This is a genomic window from Seohaeicola saemankumensis, assembly GCF_021021435.1.
Lineage (GTDB): Bacteria > Pseudomonadota > Alphaproteobacteria > Rhodobacterales > Rhodobacteraceae > Seohaeicola.
On the sequence record NZ_JAINWI010000016.1, the window covers coordinates 63,122 to 81,502 of the forward strand.

13 protein-coding genes are annotated in these 18,381 nt (G+C 57.0%); 6 read left to right on the forward strand and 7 right to left on the reverse strand.

Going from position 1 to position 18,381, the window contains the following annotated elements; translation table 11 throughout:
- Position 1: 1 nt before the first annotated feature.
- From K7H22_RS15095 to K7H22_RS15125, 7 genes are all read right to left on the reverse strand, one after another.
- Positions 2-1,789, reverse strand: coding sequence for a gamma-glutamyltransferase family protein (locus K7H22_RS15095; RefSeq protein ID WP_230801706.1), 1,788 nt, complete (start codon positions 1,787-1,789; stop codon positions 2-4).
- A gap of 19 nt (positions 1,790-1,808) precedes the next feature.
- Positions 1,809-2,669, reverse strand: a complete 861-nt coding sequence (locus K7H22_RS15100; protein WP_230801707.1) for an ABC transporter permease — start codon at positions 2,667-2,669, stop codon at positions 1,809-1,811.
- Positions 2,666-3,613 carry an ABC transporter permease gene (locus K7H22_RS15105; RefSeq protein ID WP_230801708.1) on the reverse strand — a complete coding sequence of 316 codons (948 nt, stop codon included), beginning with the start codon at positions 3,611-3,613 and terminating at the stop codon, positions 2,666-2,668. Before K7H22_RS15105 ends, K7H22_RS15100 begins: the two co-directional genes overlap by 4 nt.
- Before the next feature lie 69 nt (positions 3,614-3,682).
- Positions 3,683-5,188 (reverse strand): ABC transporter substrate-binding protein, encoded by a 1,506-nt coding sequence (locus K7H22_RS15110; RefSeq protein WP_230801709.1) that lies wholly within the window; start codon positions 5,186-5,188, stop codon positions 3,683-3,685.
- Positions 5,185-6,267: an ABC transporter ATP-binding protein gene (locus K7H22_RS15115; protein ID WP_230801710.1), complete on the reverse strand. Its 1,083-nt coding sequence runs from the start codon at positions 6,265-6,267 to the stop codon at positions 5,185-5,187. Before K7H22_RS15115 ends, K7H22_RS15110 begins: the two co-directional genes overlap by 4 nt.
- Entirely contained in the window at positions 6,264-7,253 is a 990-nt protein-coding gene (locus K7H22_RS15120; protein ID WP_230801711.1) for an ABC transporter ATP-binding protein, read from the reverse strand. Before K7H22_RS15120 ends, K7H22_RS15115 begins: the two co-directional genes overlap by 4 nt.
- Complete coding sequence (locus K7H22_RS15125) at positions 7,246-7,944, reverse strand: FadR/GntR family transcriptional regulator (RefSeq protein ID WP_230801712.1); 699 nt, start codon at positions 7,942-7,944, stop codon at positions 7,246-7,248. Before K7H22_RS15125 ends, K7H22_RS15120 begins: the two co-directional genes overlap by 8 nt.
- Positions 7,945-8,354: 410 nt before the next feature.
- Between K7H22_RS15125 and K7H22_RS15130 the strand changes: the two genes are divergently transcribed.
- The 6 genes from K7H22_RS15130 (at position 8,355) to K7H22_RS15155 (ending at position 18,219) form a co-directional block, all read left to right on the forward strand.
- Complete coding sequence (locus tag K7H22_RS15130; protein WP_230801713.1) at positions 8,355-10,127, forward strand: type I secretion protein; 1,773 nt, start codon at positions 8,355-8,357, stop codon at positions 10,125-10,127.
- 876 nt (positions 10,128-11,003) lie between these two features.
- Entirely contained in the window at positions 11,004-11,708 is a 705-nt protein-coding gene (locus K7H22_RS15135; protein ID WP_230801714.1) for a sugar transferase, read from the forward strand.
- A 144-nt stretch (positions 11,709-11,852) separates the two neighbouring features.
- A complete protein-coding gene (locus K7H22_RS15140; protein WP_230801715.1) occupies positions 11,853-13,235 on the forward strand; it encodes a hypothetical protein in 1,383 nt (460 codons plus the stop codon).
- Between the two features lie 95 nt (positions 13,236-13,330).
- The gene (locus tag K7H22_RS15145; RefSeq protein ID WP_230801716.1) at positions 13,331-15,007 is read left to right on the forward strand and encodes a hypothetical protein; all 1,677 of its coding nucleotides are present in this window, start codon (positions 13,331-13,333) and stop codon (positions 15,005-15,007) included.
- Complete coding sequence (locus K7H22_RS15150; protein WP_230801717.1) at positions 14,988-16,145, forward strand: glycosyltransferase family 1 protein; 1,158 nt, start codon at positions 14,988-14,990, stop codon at positions 16,143-16,145. Before K7H22_RS15145 ends, K7H22_RS15150 begins: the two co-directional genes overlap by 20 nt.
- 70 nt (positions 16,146-16,215) lie before the next feature.
- Positions 16,216-18,219, forward strand: a complete 2,004-nt coding sequence (locus tag K7H22_RS15155; RefSeq protein WP_230801718.1) for a hypothetical protein — start codon at positions 16,216-16,218, stop codon at positions 18,217-18,219.
- Positions 18,220-18,381 lie beyond the last annotated feature (162 nt).

Genomic DNA, 18,381 nt, shown 5'->3' on the forward strand with positions numbered 1-18,381 from the left:
CTCAGCGTCCTACCGCATAGGCTTGCATCAAACGGGGCGTCGCCGCCGCCCGCAACAACCCGTCGGGATCGCGCCGCGCGGCGGTCATGCGGCCCACGGTCCAGGGCTCGGCCTCGGTGATCAGATGGCCGCGCGCGCGCAAATCGTCCAGCACAGCAGCGCCAAAGCTTTTCTCGGCCATGATCATCCCCGGCTCGCGCGAGCGCGGGTAAAAGCTCGACGGGAAATGCGTGGAATGGAACAGCGGCGCATCAATCGCCTCTTGCAGGTTCATCTGGTGATGGACGTAGCGCAGGAAGAACACCAACTGCCACTGGTCCTGCTGGTCGCCGCCGGGCGTGCCGAAGCACAGTTGCGGCACCCCGTCTTTCAACGCAAGCGAAGGCGTCAGCGTGGTCCGTGGCCGCTTGTTCGGCTCCAGCGATGTGGGCAATCCCGGTTCAAGCCAGAACATCTGCGCGCGGCTGTTCAGACAGAAACCCAGACCGGGGATCGTGGGCGAGGATTGCAGCCAGCCACCCGATGGTGTTACCGAGACCATATTTCCCTCGTTGTCGATCACGTCGATATGGACGGTATCGCCCTTCTTCTCGGACAGATGCGCCATTGTTGGCTCATACACCGCCTCATCCGTGCGGCTGAGGGCGGACAAAAGCGCCATCGTGCGCGCCGCCTGATCTTCGAAACCTGCAACCGTTCCGGGGCGCAGGTCCATGCTGGCACGGTCGCCGATCAACTTGGCACGGTCCGCGTTATAGCTGTCGGATAGCAGCACATCGAGCGGCACGCGCGCGAAATCGGGATCGCCGTAATAAACCTCGCGGTCGGCATAGGCCAGTTTTTTGGCCTCGACGACATGATGGATGAAATCCGCACCCATCGGGTCCATCGCCGACAGATCGAACTTCTTGAGCAGCGCCAGCGCTTGCAGGAACACCGGCCCCTGCGTCCAGGGCCCGCATTTGGCAACCGTCCAGCCGTGATAGTCATAGGTCAGCGGCGCCTCGACATGCGCGGCATAGCCCGCCAGATCATCCGCGCTCAGCACGGCCTTGTGCTTGCGGCCCGAGGCATCCATCACCTCGGCGCGTGCCAGATAGGCGGCGATCTCCTCGGCCACGAAGCCGCGATAGAAGGCATCGCGCGCCGCATCAATCTGCGCCTCGCGGCCCTGCTTGGCCTCGGCCTCGGCCAGAATGCGCGTCCATGTATTTGCCAGCGCGGGGTTGGTGACATTGCCCCAAGGTTCCGGCGCTTTGCCATCCGGCAACCATGTCTCATGCGATGTCGGCCATTCCTTGGCGAAGAAATCCCCCAGCCCCGCAATCGTTGCCGCAACACGCGGCAGCACGGGATGACCTTGCGCGGCATAGAAGATCGCGGGCTCCAACACATCACGCAGGCTCAACCGCCCGTAATCGCGCAGCATCAGCATCCAGCCATCCCAAGCGCCGGGAATGACCGTGGCCAGCAGTCCGTCACCGGGGATGACCTTTATCCCTTCCGCTTTGTAATGATCAATCGTGGCACCCGCAGGTGTCGGGCCTTGGGCGCAGATCACCTCGACCTTGCCCGTCGCTGCGGAATAGATGATCGCGGGCATATCGCCGCCCGGCCCGTTCAGATGCGGCTCGACCACTTGCAGCACCAGCCCTGTGGCCACAGCCGCATCAAAGGCATTGCCGCCCTGCTCAAGCATCTTCATGCCCACAGCCGAGGCAATCCAGTGGGTCGAGGTCACAACCCCGAAACGGCCCAGAATTTCAGGCCGCGTGGTAAAGGCAGTCATTCGTTTCCTCCCGAGAAAATCAATGTTCGCGCGGGTCCAGCGCATCGCGCAACCCGTCACCCATCAGGTTGAATCCCATCACCACCAGAAAGATCCCCGCCCCCGGCCAGATCGCCATCCACGGCGCTTGGGACAGGAAGTTCTTGGCAGTGTTCAGCATCGAGCCCCAGCTTGGCGCGGGCGGTTGCTGGCCCAGACCCAGAAAGGACAGCGCAGCCTCGGCAATGATCGCGGTCGCGATGGTCAGCGTTGCCTGCACCAGAATGGGCGGAAAGACATTCGGCAGGATATAACGTGTCATGATCGGGATATGGCCAAGACCGATAGCGCGCGCGCCCTCGACATAATCCTCGGTCTTGACGGCCAGCACTTGCCCGCGAGTCAGGCGGATAAAGATCGGGACGGCAGACAGGCCGATAGCGATCATCGCATTGGTCAGCGATGGCCCCAAAAACGCCGCCAGCGCAATCGCCATGATCAGGAACGGCATGGCCAGCAGCGCCTCGGTCACGCGGCTGATGATGCTATCGGTCCAGCCGCCGAAATAGCCCGCGATCAGGCCGAACGGCACGCCGATCACCACGGCGATCAGCACCGACACAACCCCCGCCAGCAAGGAGGCCTGCGCGCCCCAGATCATCCGCGACAGCACATCGCGCCCGATCTCGTCCGTGCCCATCCATGCCGCACCCGATGGCGGCTTGCGGATCGCCCCCCAGTCGGTGCCCGCCGGATCGGCAATCGGCAGGATCGGGGCCAGCAATGCCAGCCCCACGAACAGCGCGACAATCAAGGCCCCCACCAGCGCGCTTTTATTGGCACGCAGCTTGCGCCACGCACGACTGGAGGTTCTGACAGACGGATCGGCGACAGCGCTCATTGTGCGGTCCTCAGTCTGGGGTTCAGGATCACGTAAAGCACATCCGCCACAAGGTTCATCAGGATGAAGCCGACGGCTGTGCACAGCACAACACCCTGCACCACGGCATAGTCACGGTTGAACACCGCATCCACGATCAGCTTGCCGAAACCGGGGATGGTGAAAATCTGCTCGGTCAGCACAGCCCCCGCCAGCAATTCGCCGAACAGCAGCGCCGACAGGGTGACAACCGGCAGAACCGCATTGCGGAACGCATGTTTCAGGATCACGACCCGCCCCCGCAACCCCTTGGCGCGCGCGGTGCGGACATAATCGGCCTGCAACACGCCCAGCATGGCGGACCTTGTATGCCGCATCAGCGTCGCCGCCAGCGCCGTGCCCAGCACAAAGGCGGGCATGATCATGGTTTGCAACGATTTCACCGGATCGACAAAGGGGCTTTCATAGCCTGACGCTGGCAGCCACCCCAGATTGACCGACACCAGCAGGATCAGCATGATCCCCAGCCAGAAATTCGGGATCGACAGGCCCGACAAGGCCACCAGATTGGCCAGCCAGTCCACCCATGTGCCCTTGCGGACAGCCGACAGGATACCGGCGGGAATACCGATCAGAAAGGCAAACAGCATCGACATCAGTGCAAGCTGGATCGTCACCGGCAGTTTCGACGCAATCAGGCTCAGCACCGGCTCGTTTGTCCGCAGCGAGATCCCCAGATCGCCGCGCAGCACGTCAGCGGCCCAGTAAAGATATTGCATCGGGATCGGCTCGTTCATGCGGTATTTCTCGCGCAGCAGCGCGATCACCTCGGGGTCGCGATCCTCGCCCGCCATCACAAGGATCGGGTCACCCGGCAGAAGTTTCTGCAAGGCAAAGACGAACATCGACACAAGGATCAGTGTCGGGATCGCGATCAGGATGCGGCGGAGGATGAACAACAGCATGGGCCTGTCCGTTTGGTCGGGGTCTATCCGGGGCCTCGTGGCCCCGGACTGTTTTGCAAGCCGTCAGGCTTATTCCATCGTCACACCGGACAGTCGGATCATGCCGTCAGGATAGGCGGTAAAGCCCTGCACCTTGTTCGACATCGCCCAAAGCCATGTCTGGTGATACAGGTAGATGATCGGCAATTCGTCCCGCAGGATCGCATTGGCCGCGTCATATTTGGCCTTACGGTCTGCCGTGTCTGTGGACAGGCGCGCCTCGTTCAGCAGAGTGTTGATCTCTTCCGAGCAGAACTTGCTGTCATTCAGACCGCCCTCGCAGGTCATGAAGGAATGGATGTTGCCATCGGGGTCCGTACGCCCCGACCAGCCCACCTGACTGCCTTCATAGTTACCGGCTGTCTGCTCTTGCAGCATGGTTGCGAACTCGGTCGCCTTGATCGAAATCTCGATCCCAGCTTCGGCGGCCATTGCCTGAATGACCTGCATCAGTTGCAACTGTACCGGATTGTTCGGGGCCTGGATCTCGATGCTGATCCCGTCCAGACCTGCCTCGGCCAGCAAGTCCTTGGCCGCATCGACATCGCGCGCCTGCACAGGATTGGTCTGGTCATACCAGGGCGAGGTCGGCGGGAAAGGCTGATTGCCCGCAGCATAGGTCCCCTCGAACACGACCTGATTGATCACCTCGCGGTCGATCGCCAGCGACAGGGCCTGACGCACGCGCTTGTCCTGACCAAAGGGCGTTTCCGCCCGCGCGCCGTTGTTCACGTTGACGGTGATACCCTGATAGCCAAGACTTGTGGCCGCCGAAAACGCCAGATTGCCATCTTCCTTCACACCAGCCACATCCGAGGGCGCCAGCCGCTCGAGCATGTCCAGATCACCCGAGCGCAGGTTGGCCAGACGCACAGTCGTGTCGGGGATCGGCAGGAAAATCAGACGGTCAAAGCTGTAGCTGTCCGCGTCATAGTGATCGGCAAACTTCTCCAGCACGATACGGTCCTGCTGGATACGCTCGACGAATTTATAGGGCCCCGAGCAGACCGGATCATTGGCCAGTTCCAGACCTTTTTCCGCCGCAGCCGTGGGCGACAGCATCATGCCCGCGCGGTCCGACAGTTGCGCGATCAGCGTCGCATCCGGCGAGGCGAGCGTGAATGTCACCTCATGCGTGCCGGTCGCCGCCACGCTTTCGACCGAGGCAAGTTCCGACTTACGGCGGCTTTCGGCAAGGTTCTTGGAGCGGTCGATATTCGCCACGACAGCCGCCGCATCAAAAGGCGTGCCGTCATGGAACACCGCATCGTCACGCAGTTGCATGGTCAGGGTCTTGGCATCCTCGGACCATTCCCAGGACGTCGCCAGTTCCGGCACGAAGTCCAGTTCCGGCGTGATGTTCACCAGCTTGTCGCACAGCGATTCAAACACGATCCGGCCCACGAAGGTCCGCGCCTGATCTGTATCCAGCGCATCGGGGTCTTCCTGCAACCCGATCCGCAGATCGGCGGCAAAGGCCCCTGTTGTCATCGCGACCGACGCCAGAAGCGCGGTCGTCAGCTTTCTTATGGTCATGTTGTCGTCTCCTTGTTGTTTGGTTTTTCATTCGTGGCCGCACGATACAGCGCGAAACGCGCTTCGGCGGCGAGGCTGCGGGTGCCGGTTCTGGCAATCGGAAGATCCGGAGGGGGCAGAGTCTGATGGTGGTGACAGGCCACCTGATGCACCGTCCCATCCAGCACCGGCCTTGTGCTGCGGCACAGATCGGTCGCATGCGGGCAACGGGTGTGGAACTTGCAACCGCTTGGCGGATTGGCGGGCGACGGGATATCCCCGCCCAGCACAGTGCGCGCCTGTGCAGCCCCCGGCACGGGCACCGGAATGGCCGCCAGCAAAGCCTGCGTATAGGGATGGCGCGGGGCCGTGAACAATGTCTCGGTATCGGCAAGCTCGACCACCTCGCCCAGATACATCACCGCGATCCGGTCGCTCATATGCCGGATCACGGCCAGATCATGGGCGATGATCACCAGCGTCAGGCCGAACTCCTGCTTGAGATCCTCCAGCAGGTTCACGATCTGCGCCTGCACCGACACATCAAGCGCGGATACAGGCTCGTCCCCGATCAGCAGTTTCGGCGCACTGGCAAGCGCGCGCGCAATGCAGATACGCTGCCGCTGCCCGCCGGAAAACTCGTGTGGGTAACGATCCGCCATATCGGGCCGCAAACCCACCCGCGCCATCAGTTCCGCCACCCTGGCCCGCCGCGCAGATGCGCCCAATGCGGTATGCAGACGCAACGGTTCCCCGATGATCGCCTCGACGCTCATGCGCGGGTTCAGCGATGAAAACGGATCCTGAAAGATGAATTGCAGATCGGACCGCAGCGCGCGCATCTGCGCCCCGCTCAACCCTGTCAGATCCTGCCCCTCATAGGACACGCGCCCTTCACTGGCATCAATCAGCCGCAAAAGCAGCCGCGCCAGCGTGGATTTCCCGCAACCGGATTCGCCCACAATGGCAAAGGTCTCGCCCCGCCTGACCTGAAGCGAGACACCGTTGACCGCATGGATTGTCGTCGTCTTGGCAAACAGACCGCCGCCTTGAACAAAGCGCTTATGCAGATCACGGGTTTCAAGGATGATATCGGTCATTCCGCCGCCACCATGCTATCCAGCGGCGCACGCAGGCAGGCCACCGATTGACCGTTGGCATCGGTCACCAGATCGGGCCGCACTGTCCTGCAAGCGTCGATCACAAAGGGGCAGCGCGTGGCAAAGCGACAGCCCGCAGGCATCGCATCCGGCGCAGGCACCGACCCCGGAATGGTCATCAACCGCCCCTGACGCCCCGCAATCGCGGGCATCGAGCCCATCAGCCCCAGGGTGTAGGGATGCTGCGGCTCGTCGAAAATCCGCCCCACCGGTCCGCTTTCGACAATCCGGCCCGCATACATCACCGCCACATCATCCGCGATCTCGGCCACGACCCCCAGATCATGGGTGATCATCAGCAGCGCCGCACCCGTTTCGTCCTGCAACTCGCGCATCAGGTCCAGAATCTGCGCCTGAATGGTCACATCCAGCGCCGTCGTCGGTTCGTCCGCGATCAGCAGCGCAGGATCATTGGCCAGCGCCATCGCGATCATCACCCGTTGGCGCATCCCGCCCGACATCTGGTGCGGGTAGTCATCCAGCCGCTTTTCGGCCGCTGGCATCCGCACCTTGCGAAACATCTCCAAAGCGCGGTCCCGCGCCTCGGCTTCGGAACAACCCTTGTGCCGCCGCACGGCCTCAGCCACCTGATGGCCGACGGTAAAGGCAGGGTTAAGGCTGGTCATCGGCTCCTGAAAGATCATCGCCATGCTGTTGCCGCGCAGATCCTCAATCTCGTGATCCGGCAGCCCCAGCAGATCGCGCCCGTTGAACCGCACCGCGCCTTGCCGCACGGTCGCCGCGCGCTTGGGCAGCAATCCCATGATCGCAAGCGAGGTCACGGATTTCCCGCAACCGGATTCCCCGACCAGACATAGTGTCTTGCCGCGCGGGATCGCAAAGCTGACATCGTCGATCAGGTCGATCGCCTGACCGCGAAACCGGATCGACAGATTTGCCACCTCCAGCACCGGATCATCAGGCATCTTCCAGCACCTCCAGCGATGTCAGCCGCAGGATACTGTCATTCAACGTCATCAGATGCGTCCGCATCGCAGCTCCTGCCCGCACCGGATCATGGGCAGCAATCGCATCGACAAGCTCGCGGTGCTGGCGCGTGGTCTGTTCCAGATTGGCACGGCTGCGCGCCCTTTCACGCAGCGCGCGCCATGCATCATCATGCCGCGCACGGTCCATCGAATCGAAAATCATCAGGAAGAACCGGTTGCCCGCCGCCCGCGCGATCTCGCGGTGAAGGGCGGAATCCCACAATTCGCGCCCGTCTGCATCCTGCGTCGCCTCCAAGCGCCCCAATATATCCCGCATCCGCGCGATATCGGCCCCCGACGCCCGCAACGCGGCCAGTTGCGCCAGTTGCGGCTCAAGCCGCAGGCGCACTTCCATCACTTCGGTGAAATTGGCATCCAGCGCCTCCGGCTCGGCCAGCGTGTCGGGGCGCGGTCCGGCAAAGGTTCCCGCCCCCTGCCGCCGCCAGACAAGACCCTCGGCCTCCAGCACCTCAAGCGCGCGCCGGACAGAGCGGCGGCTGATGCCGAGGCTTGTCGCCAGTTGACGCTCGGTCGGAATGCGATTGTCACCTGTTGCGGGAATGTCCCGCAGCATGGCGCGCAGCCGCTCCAGCGCAAGGGATGAGTTATCGCGATCTTGATCGGGCATAGCGGACCTTTGCGAACCAATTGGCAATAGGTTCATCATGTGCAGTTTCGGATTCGACGCAAGAAAAAATCTGCGCCGTCCTGTGACAGCACCGCTGGCGCAGTAAAACAAAGCCCCCTCTGCCCAAATTTTCACCGGCGCTTGCAACAAGGTCAAAGCCACCGGACCCGCCCCTGCAGATTCGCCACGCGCAGCGCGTATCGCGCCCATTTGGTTCGCCGCCACCACGCGCAGCACAGCTCAAAAGTTTGGCACGCGCTTCTGCGCGATGCAGCAGACCCATCCAAAGGTCTGTGCCGACTCCCGGTTGGCGCCGAAACCCATGCCAACGCCAGATCATTGCGGTCGCTGACGGCACGTAACCTGCAACCGGTTCCACCAGAAATTAACCAACTTGTCAGGGTCGGGACATGGAATTGCTTGCTCTTAAAGGCTTTCACGGGCGCACATTCACCGAAGAGCATTTCGGAGCCAACATTTTGTCCACGCGCGACAGGCTGGGGAACGATGGCACGTTCGACGATGCCGCGGACTATCTTGGTGCAGGCCCCATCCGCTATCCCGGCGGTTCGCTGACAGAACGCTATTTCGACATCACCGACCCCGACCGGATTGAAACCGAGCACTACAAGTCCGGCGCACCGATGGAGATGCTGCCCTATTCCGATTTCATGGACTGGGCCGAAGAAACAGGCCGCGCCGTTCTGATCGTCCTGCCCACACGCACCCAGTTGAGCGAGGAAACCGACGCCAATGGCGACCGCTACGCCGAAGTGGACGAAGACGCGTTGCGCACCTTCATCCGCGACACGCTGGACGGGACCTACGGCCAGCCCGAAATCGCTGGATTCGAAATCGGCAACGAATACTGGGGCAGCGGCGAGATGACGTCGGTCGAATATGGCCGCGTCGCCAGCACAATGGCACGCATCGTCGACGCGGAACTGACCGCACATCCCGAGTATGACGCGCTGTTCAGCGAGACCGATATCCTTGTGCAGATGGGTCTGAACTATAATTTCGCCAGCCTCAGCGACCGCTACGAGGGCACAGCAGAAGAACAGATCGCGCAATTCTCGGCCGAATACGACCTGCCACTGGAAGATGGATACATCTATTCCAGCGGCGAGATTGCATGGCCCAAGCTTGCAAACCTGCTAATCATGCGCGAGTTCGACGAGCCCGCTGAAATCGACGCCTTGGACGGGATCGTCGCGCATGTCTATTCGCGCGGAGAGGATCTGACCTCTAGCCAGACATTCGAGTTGCGCACGATCGAAGATACATGGGGTCAGGAATACGAAGACCTCAAGCCCGTCGTCACCGAATGGAATGTCAAAGCCCCCAGCCGCGACTCGACCGAGGATTTCGGCTTGGTGCAGGCGGGCCAGATGCTCGACATGGTCGAAGCGATGGGCCTTTACGAGGCAACGTCGGCCTATATCTGGGCCGTCCAGCAAGGCAGCCAGTCAAACCTGACCGGCGATGAAGGCCAGCCCGACATGAAAGTCGGCGGCGAATTCTTCAAAATGATGGCCGAAGCCCTGCCCGGTACCCGCGCGATCGAGCTTGACGGCGCCGACCCGCGCGAAAGCGAGATCGCGTTCGAGAATTCCGAGGTCCATCTGTTTGCGGGCGCGGAACGGGCTGTCTTCTATATCCAATCCACCAATTCCACGGAAACCCACAGCACCGATATCGACTTCAGCAACCTGATCACCGGATTTGACAATATCACGATGACAAAGCTGGGTGTCGCCCCCGGCGATCTGGTCGGCAGCTCGAAAGCGACGCCTGTCGTCACCGAACTGGACCCGAACGATCACTATGACAACGGAACCATCAGCGTTTCCCTGAACGCGCGCGAGATCGTGCAAATCACCATTGAGGGCGCGGATTTCACGCCCGAACTGGAAGCAGGGCTGGCGCAGTCCGAAGCCACCGAATTCGGCTTCATGCCGGAAACGGCCGACAGCGAATTTTTCACCATGATGACACAGCAACCCGCGCCCCAAAGCGATCCGCTGACAATCGAACAGATCGCGGCGCAAACAGAAGCGGCAAGCGCGCAGGCCGAGGCCAATACAGAAGAGGATGATTCCCCGGAGGGTGGCGGCATGATGGGCGACATGGGGATTCTGGCCATGCTCTTGCCGCTGATCGCGCTGGCGGGGGCACTCTGATCCGCGCTGCGGCGCAGATCTCGAATCAAATCATGCCGGAATTCGGGCGCGTTTTGCCCCGATCCTGGCCAGTCCGGAAACAAAGTGGCCGGCTCTGCCACATTGTTTGGCGCAAGTGATCGTGTCTCGGCTGTTCTTTTACCAACTTTCGATAGCTTCTCCATAAACATCCTGTGATTGTTCTCTACTTGTAGCGCGCCTTTTTTCGGCCTTTTTTCGGCCTCGTGTCTGGCACCGTTCTCACCCGGCTCAAGGCGGGTCCATCCCGGCGTTCCGGCAACCAAAACCAGCAAAAGAAACAGTTTTGTAGCCACTAGGTAAACAAGTGGGGATGTTATCCTTTCTTTGTGCCGCTTTGCGCAACAGTCTTTAGCTTTTTCGAGCGATTCCAAGTCGATGCAACCTCTGCGATCTAACCATCGCGCCGACGTCAATCATCACTTTCAGTTGCCTTTTTTACGCCCTAAAGGTGACTTCTACGCTGTTGCAGGCCGGCAAGAGCCAATCCTTTTTTATCGAAAGTTGGCCAACCGCCCAATTGACGCGATGGCAAAAAAAAGGCTTAAATGTGTTCACTGTTGTTCGGTGCTGAGTAGCCTCGTTTAAATTCAACCAAAACGAAGTTTGCGGCCTATCAGGGCCGAAGCAGAGAGTAACAAGACCTAGCGAATATCCTCCGCGTTGTGCTGCCAGATAGGGCGGGGGTAAGGGGAAATATATAACGACATTCGGAATTTATAGCCGCGGACCGGTGGTCTGCGAACAGCTTTCCCATGCCTGTTTCCCTGCTTTGGTGCTCATCCCTGCCGCCGCAGATGACCTGTTCACCTGTTCCGGGCGCTTATTCTGCGCCCGCTCATTTGGGGGAATGAGACTATGGCTTATGATATGGGCGTGTACTCGGATTCAGTCCGGGCACGCGCAACACGAAATGTTCTAACCTCGGCAACACCGCGTCTGGCAGCCGAACATGCTATTATCTACCCTGGGTTGGGTAAACGTCTGTTTGATCTTGCCTTTGTGGCAGCCATCGCTGTTCCCGTCGCGATCGTCATGGGCATCCTCGCGCTATTGGTCGCGTCGGACGGTCGGGCACCCTTCTATGTGCAAGAACGCGTCGGCCGTCATGGGAAAGTGTTCCGCATGTACAAGCTGCGCTCGATGGTGGCGGATGCGGATCAGGTGCTCGCCGGCTATTTGGCAAGCAACCCTGCAGCCCGTGCAGAATGGGATCGCGACCAGAAACTTAAAAACGATCCTCGTATCACACGGGTCGGGCGGTTGATCCGCAAGACATCGCTGGATGAACTGCCACAGTTTCTGAATGTCCTGAAAGGCGAGATGTCCGTTGTCGGCCCGCGTCCGATGATGTGCAACCAGAAGGATATGTATCCTGCATCCGAGTATTTCGAGATGCGTCCGGGCATTACCGGTGCTTGGCAAACCTCGGCGCGCAACGAAAGCAGCTTTCGCGAACGCGCCGCCTATGACAGCGACTATTTTTACAAGCTCTCGCTTCTCACCGACCTGAAGATCGTTCTCAGAACATTCGGTGTAGTTGTGCGGGCAACAGGTCATTGAAACAAAGCCTTTAGCGGACGCCTTTTCGGCGTCCGCACCATTCATTTCTCCAAAGTGCTTTGACCTGAGCGCAGCATTAGGGTTTGATACAACTCCTGAGGTCTTTCTCACTGTCAAGAGACCCAACCCAAGGAGATCAACTGCGTGACGCCGAACGGATTTGCCTATCTGGTTCTGATTGCCTGGCCTTTCATCAGCCTCGCCCTGTTCAGAACCCAACCCGTCGGCCGCGCCCTGATCGCCAGCATCCTGATCGCCTACCTGTTCCTGCCACCAGGCCCGACAGGTTTCGACTTGCCGCTGATACCAGACCTAGACAAGGAAACGATTCCTTCTCTGACCGCCTTCGCGATCTGCTTTTTCATGTATGGCCGGAAGATGAGGTTCCTGCCCGGTCCGACACCGGCAAAGATCTTGGTAGCTTTGTTTGTGTTCAGCCCTATCGCAACCGCGATGACAAATGGCGAGGGGGTCACATTTGGTAATTTCTACATTCAAGGCCTCGGCATCAAGGACGGACTGTCGATGGTGGCCAGCAAGATGGCCGCGCTCATGCCATTCATTCTCGCGATGAATTTCCTGAACCGCGAAACAGATCAGCGCGACATCCTGATCGCACTTGTAATTGCGGGTCTGGCCTATTCCCTTCCAATGCTTCTGGAGGTTCGCCTCAGCCCGCAGTTGAACACATGGATTTACGGATTCTTCCAACACAGCTTTGGCCAAATGATGCGCGAAGGCGGGTTCCGTCCGATCGTATTTCTTTATCATGGCCTTTGGGTTGCATTTTTCTGCTTTACGTCAATAGTTGCGGCGTTGACATTGTATCGAAGCGAAAAACGTCACAACAAACCTGCTCTGAAGTATCTAATCGCTGGCCTCTATCTCTTTGTAGTTTTGGTTCTGTGTAAGTCCCTTGGCTCTCTTCTTTATGCTATATTCTTGACACCGCTTCTACTTTTCTTCAGCCCTCGCACTCAATTTAGAGTAGCAACGCTTATTACGATAGTAGCCTTGCTTTATCCAGTTCTGAAAGGCAATCAAATTATCCCAGAGCGCGCCTTGATTGAACAAGCCTACGAGATTAACCCAAGTCGCGCTGCATCGCTAAATTTTCGCTTAATTCATGAAGCGATTCTATTGGAACGCGCATCCATGAAACCCATTTTGGGATGGGGCAGCTTTGGTCGACCTCTTATCCACAGCTCTGATGGCCAAATCTTGACGATTCCAGACGGAAGATGGGTCATTACAATCGGCGCCCTCGGGTGGGTCGGATACGTGGCCGAGTTCGGTTTACTGGCTTTTCCAATTTTATTAATTCTATTTAAGGGAAGACAATATCCTACCCTTTACAGGTCTTCACTCACCAGCGGCCTCAGCTTAATAGTCGCGGTTAATATGTTTGATATGCTACCAAACGCAACACTTACGCCTCTGACTTGGCTAATGGCGGGCTCTCTTCTTGGATACATGCAAGCACCTTTCGTTAGGCAACGGCAAACTATTGCTGCACAGACAGCGTAGAATGCAATTACCTTAATCTGTTGAACTACTTGTAGCTTCTCCGTATTAGAAATTCACTTGATTGATTCAGTATTTAAGAAGCAGGAGTTCACTGAATGCAAGAAAACAACAGCACACCACAAACTTGGGCAGTTGATCGAAGTGGCGATTCTGGGTTTGATTGTGCACAAAACCCTCAAACGTGGATAGACAAAGGATTTAAGACCCCTTTCTTGTTCATAGATGCTTCAACGGGCTCTAGCGGTGCACGTGCCACTGGTCAATTCAAAGGATATGTCGGTCATAGAATAAAGCAATATGATGGATCACGTCCCAGCGGGCTGTGGGGGAAATGGAATTGGGACGGCCAGACACTGGTCGCCGAAGTCGAACCACTGGGTTACTTTAGTCTATTTGTATATATCAAAGGGGCACAAGTAGGTATCTCGCCATCAATCTTACAATTACTGGCGGAAGGCGCTGACCCTAGCCCTGATGAAATAGCACTAGCCGTATTTCACCGGATAGGAAATTTCGTCGGAAATGACACTCCTTTCAAATATATAAAAGTTTTGCCCCCGAACGGTCAATTGGTCTGGCGCGATGGGAAGCACCAAATCAAAGGCGGGGCAGTAGTTCCCAAGGTAAGTTCTCTAAGCCGCGCCCAAGCGGTCGAGGCTTTTGTTGAAGTACCACGCGCTACAATTCGCAGATTCGTTCAAAGTTGGGAGGGGCCTATTGCACTGCCCTTGACTGGTGGACGAGACTCCCGACATGTTCTTCTAGAGATGGCCCATCAGGGACGCAAACCGGACACCTGCGTTACTTTCCATCACGGGGGCAAGGCGCTGAACGCGGAAGTGCAGGCCGCACGAGCTATCGCAGAGCGCGTTGGCGTGCGCCATGTGATTTTGGGTAACCCACGAAAACGATTGAGAGATTCGCTGCGCGCGCTTTTAATGACGCAACTCTGCTCAGACGAGCACGCTCAGATGGTTCCAATGCACGACTATTTTTCCGGAAGTGGCACGGCAGCAATCGATGGTATCGGCGGAGACATTCTGACCAATCCTGATGACTGGGCTGCGGAATTCAAGGAGCGCGCAAATCAAAACGATTATGAAGGAATTGCGAAACGAATGGTGGAAGGGCACAGCCGTGTTATCAGTCGGCCGGGACACCTGGGTGGCGCTGGCGCTGTGTTTTCGTCTGATTTACATGATGCTGCGATTGAACGCATTGCGAAGGCCATTCAGGTTTTTGACGCGGCGCCGGACCCCTACCAGGCTTTCTGGTTTTATAATCGGACAAGACGCGAAATCTCCTTCACCGCCACAGCGGTAATGGGCGGCGCTGAAATGGTATTCTGCCCCTATCTGGACCCAGAATTCGTTGAGCTCGGCTTGTCCTTGGATTGGTCAGTTACCCGCGATCAGAAGCTACATGATGACGCGATCTTCAGTGCATATCCTGGGTTTTCAGACATTCCATTTTCTTCCGGTTTTGTCAGTCAGCCACTAGCCAGATTTCGGCCCAGTCGCGTGACAAATATGCTAGATACACTCCGCGTCGGCTTGATGACCAGTCCTGATAAAAAAATCAAAGGATTGCAAAATGTATTTAAGCCGACGCCAATATGGCGCGGTCCGTCGGACACTTATCGGATGCATCACGATTTCGTTATGCAAATGGATCAATCTGAAGCAAGAAGACTGCTCGAACTTGGCATGAATTTGTCAGATACAGCGCCAAAAGGCGAGAATGTGGTAAGCAATGTCCATCTCGGCCACTAAAGTCCTGGCAAACAGGTTCCGCATTCATACGCGTTTCCGTCGTGCGGAGCGGCTTCGCAAACTAGCGATGGAACGCCCCTTTCTGGATGGCGCGCACACGCGGCTTCTTCTGGTAAGCCAGTCACATAGAATCCCACAAAGCCAAATCTTTCCTTTCCATCATTATGCGAAGGACCTGAAACGGCTATATGGAGCACAAGTTCGCGAGATTGATATCTCATCTGTTTTATCTGGCGAACCGGCTAAGGCGATGGGTGCAAACGTTGTTGCATTCCAAACACCTTTTGACATTGAAGACGAAAAGTTATGGCGGTTATTGGACCGTTTAAATCATGATCATCCGAAGGCAAGGATGGTATATCTTGATTGGTCTGCGCCGACCGATCTGCGCAATGCAGAGCGTCTAGATAAATATATTGATGTTTACGTCAAAAAACATGTCCTACGCAATCGCTTGGAATACTCTCAGTCAACGATCGGAGAAACCAATCTGAGCGACTTTTATAGCCGCCGTTTTGGTGTGGATGCACCTATAAGGCTCTTTAACGTTACACCGGATTTCTTGAGAAAATTAGTGGTCGGCCCATCATTTGCGACGGCGCCTGGTATTCTGCCGAGCTTACTTGGATCACCACCACCGCTTGGACCCCGCCCGATAGACCTGCACGCGCGTTTCGCCGTAGGTGGAACAGCTTGGTATCAATTGATGCGGGCTGAAGCCGAAGCCGCGCTTTCGCAGGTTTCCGATCTGGTTGTTATCAAAGGCAACAGCGTCGGACTAGCACGGTTCTTGGTCGAGATGCAGAGTACAAAAATTGTCTTCAGCCCTTTTGGCTATGGAGAGGTCTGTTGGCGCGACTACGAAGCCGTCATGGCAGGAGCAGTCCTACTGAAACCTGATATGAGCCATATTGAAACTAATCCGGATATTTTTGTGCCATGGGAAACTTATGTACCTTTAAAGTGGGATTTGTCCGATTTTGATGACTGTGTTCGCCAACTCGTGACAGATACGCAGCTACGACACAGGATCTCAAGACAGGCTTTTGACGTATTACATCGTTGGCTCGCTTCCGACAATTTTGCAAAAGCCATGGCTCCGTTGTTCGAACCTAATTCGATTCAAAATATCCCCTAAACGATGCAAGAGATGGAAACACGCCACCAAAAGAATTTTGACCTTTAACTGTTTTTGACCGGAGCACAAAATGGCGCCACTCAACGGATTGTCCAAAAGTCGGCTTGGTGTTTTTTATCTGGTGTGTAGCTTTGCTATTTTTTTGGTGGTTCCACTTTCCACCAGAGCCCAAACAGAACCAGCGCGCCAGAACCCCGCCCTTGCTATCGGGCTAAGTGGTGTTGCGGATTGGTCAACCCAGCACCCTTTCATTGATCTGATGAAAACGGCACGCCCCTGGATTGGCCATCGACCTGGCCAACATGGAGGTATGGACTACGAGGTGTTGCAATCAAACGGCCTGATTGATCCACAAGGTTGGCCCATTTCTGTCCCACTGGGCATCGAAGCGCTTGAGACCTACATTTTGGCCGATCAGCCTGCAGAGGCTAAAAGTTTGGCCGGCCGCTATTTACTCACCTATGAGGGAATCGGACGGGTCCAAGTTACAGGGCCAGTCTCGCAACTGCGCTACGGCAAGGGAGAGATAAGGTTCAACTATCAGCCCGGAGATGGTCTCGTGGGTGTGCGTCTTTCCAGGATTGATCCGACAGGTAGCGGCAATCATATCCGCAACATCCGCGTCATGCGCGAAGATCATATACAGCTTTATGAACTTGGTCTGCGTTTCAACCCTGACTGGCTTCGCCATATCAGTGACATGCGCGCTTTACGCTTCATGGACTGGATGGGAACAAACAATTCACGCCAGACTGTTTGGGATGATCGCCCCAAAGTCGAAGATTTCAGCTATGCCTATCACATTCGCGGCGTTCCTGTCGAAATCATGGTCGATTTGGCCAACGAAGTTGGTGCGGACCCCTGGTTCACCCTGCCACATCTGGCAGATGATGATTATGTCCGTCGTTTTGCAACCTATGTCCGGGACCATCTCGACACTGATCTGAATGCCTATGTCGAGTATTCCAATGAAATGTGGAACTGGCAATTCGAGCAAGCACATTGGGCTGCAGAACAAGCCGCGAAACGTTGGAGCGAAGGTGGTGACGGATGGGTGCAGTATGCAGGCATGCGCGCAGCAGAAATGGCGCGTATTTGGTCAGAGGTTTTCGGGGAACAAAACGCACAACGCCTTGTTCGTGTTATAAGTACGCAAACCGGATGGCTTGGCTTGGAACATGGCTTATTGAATGCCCCTAACTTCTTGGCCGAAGATGATACACACCGCCCCCCATTCGAGGATTTTGATGCCTATGCTGTAACCGGATACTTCAACGTGGAAGGAGACAGTGACGAAGCAGCACAGCGTGTTCTTTCCTGGCTCGAGAAAGGCGAAGGACACGCAACCGACCGCCTGTTGAAGCACCTTGCCAACACATCTGTCGACGCTTTGGTAAAGAGCTACTTCCCTTATCATGCCGAAATTGCCGCGCGGCATGGACTTCAATTGATCATGTACGAGGGTGGCACCCATGTCGTGGGAAGGGGCGAGTGGGTCAACAACCAGCAGCTGACCGACTTCTACACGCGGTTCAACTACAGTGAAGAGATCGTCAGACTCTACCAGATGATATTTGATGGCTGGCAGAGCGCCGGTGGCACTCTGTTCACCGCCTATCACGATGTAGCCGCCCCCGGCAAATGGGGTAGTTGGGGACATTTGCGACATCTCGACGACATCAACCAGCGTTGGACCGCACTTATGAACTACAACGCTACCCGATCAGTCACGTGGGAAACCCGGGCAACGGGGACGTTCGATAACGGCACCATTCGTAGAGCCGATGAAGAAGGGGGCAAAACGCTTGCGCGACATCCAAGCGACATTCTCTTGGGCGGTCCCGGAGATGATATCCTGATTGCCGAAGGCTGCTGCACGCGCATGCATGGCGGCAAGGGGACCAATACAGCAGTGCTGCCCGGAAAGGTGTCAGACTACACTCTGAAGTGGGATAACAACACTTTGCTCGCTGTTTCGGAACAAGGCGAGGCACGACTGATCAGCATGCAAAAAATTCTTTTCTCTGGTGAAAACACACCCGGGATTGACCTGATAATCGGAGTGCAGCCCTGAGATTTGGGGACCACAGCGATTGTGTCGGCCCTCAACACAATAACTCGATCATCCGATCATTGCGGACGAAACACAGATATCGATTGCCATATTGTTGCCAACATGCCGCCGGCCGTGGCAGGATATAGATGTTCGGTAATGGTGATGGCGGCTTTGGCTGCG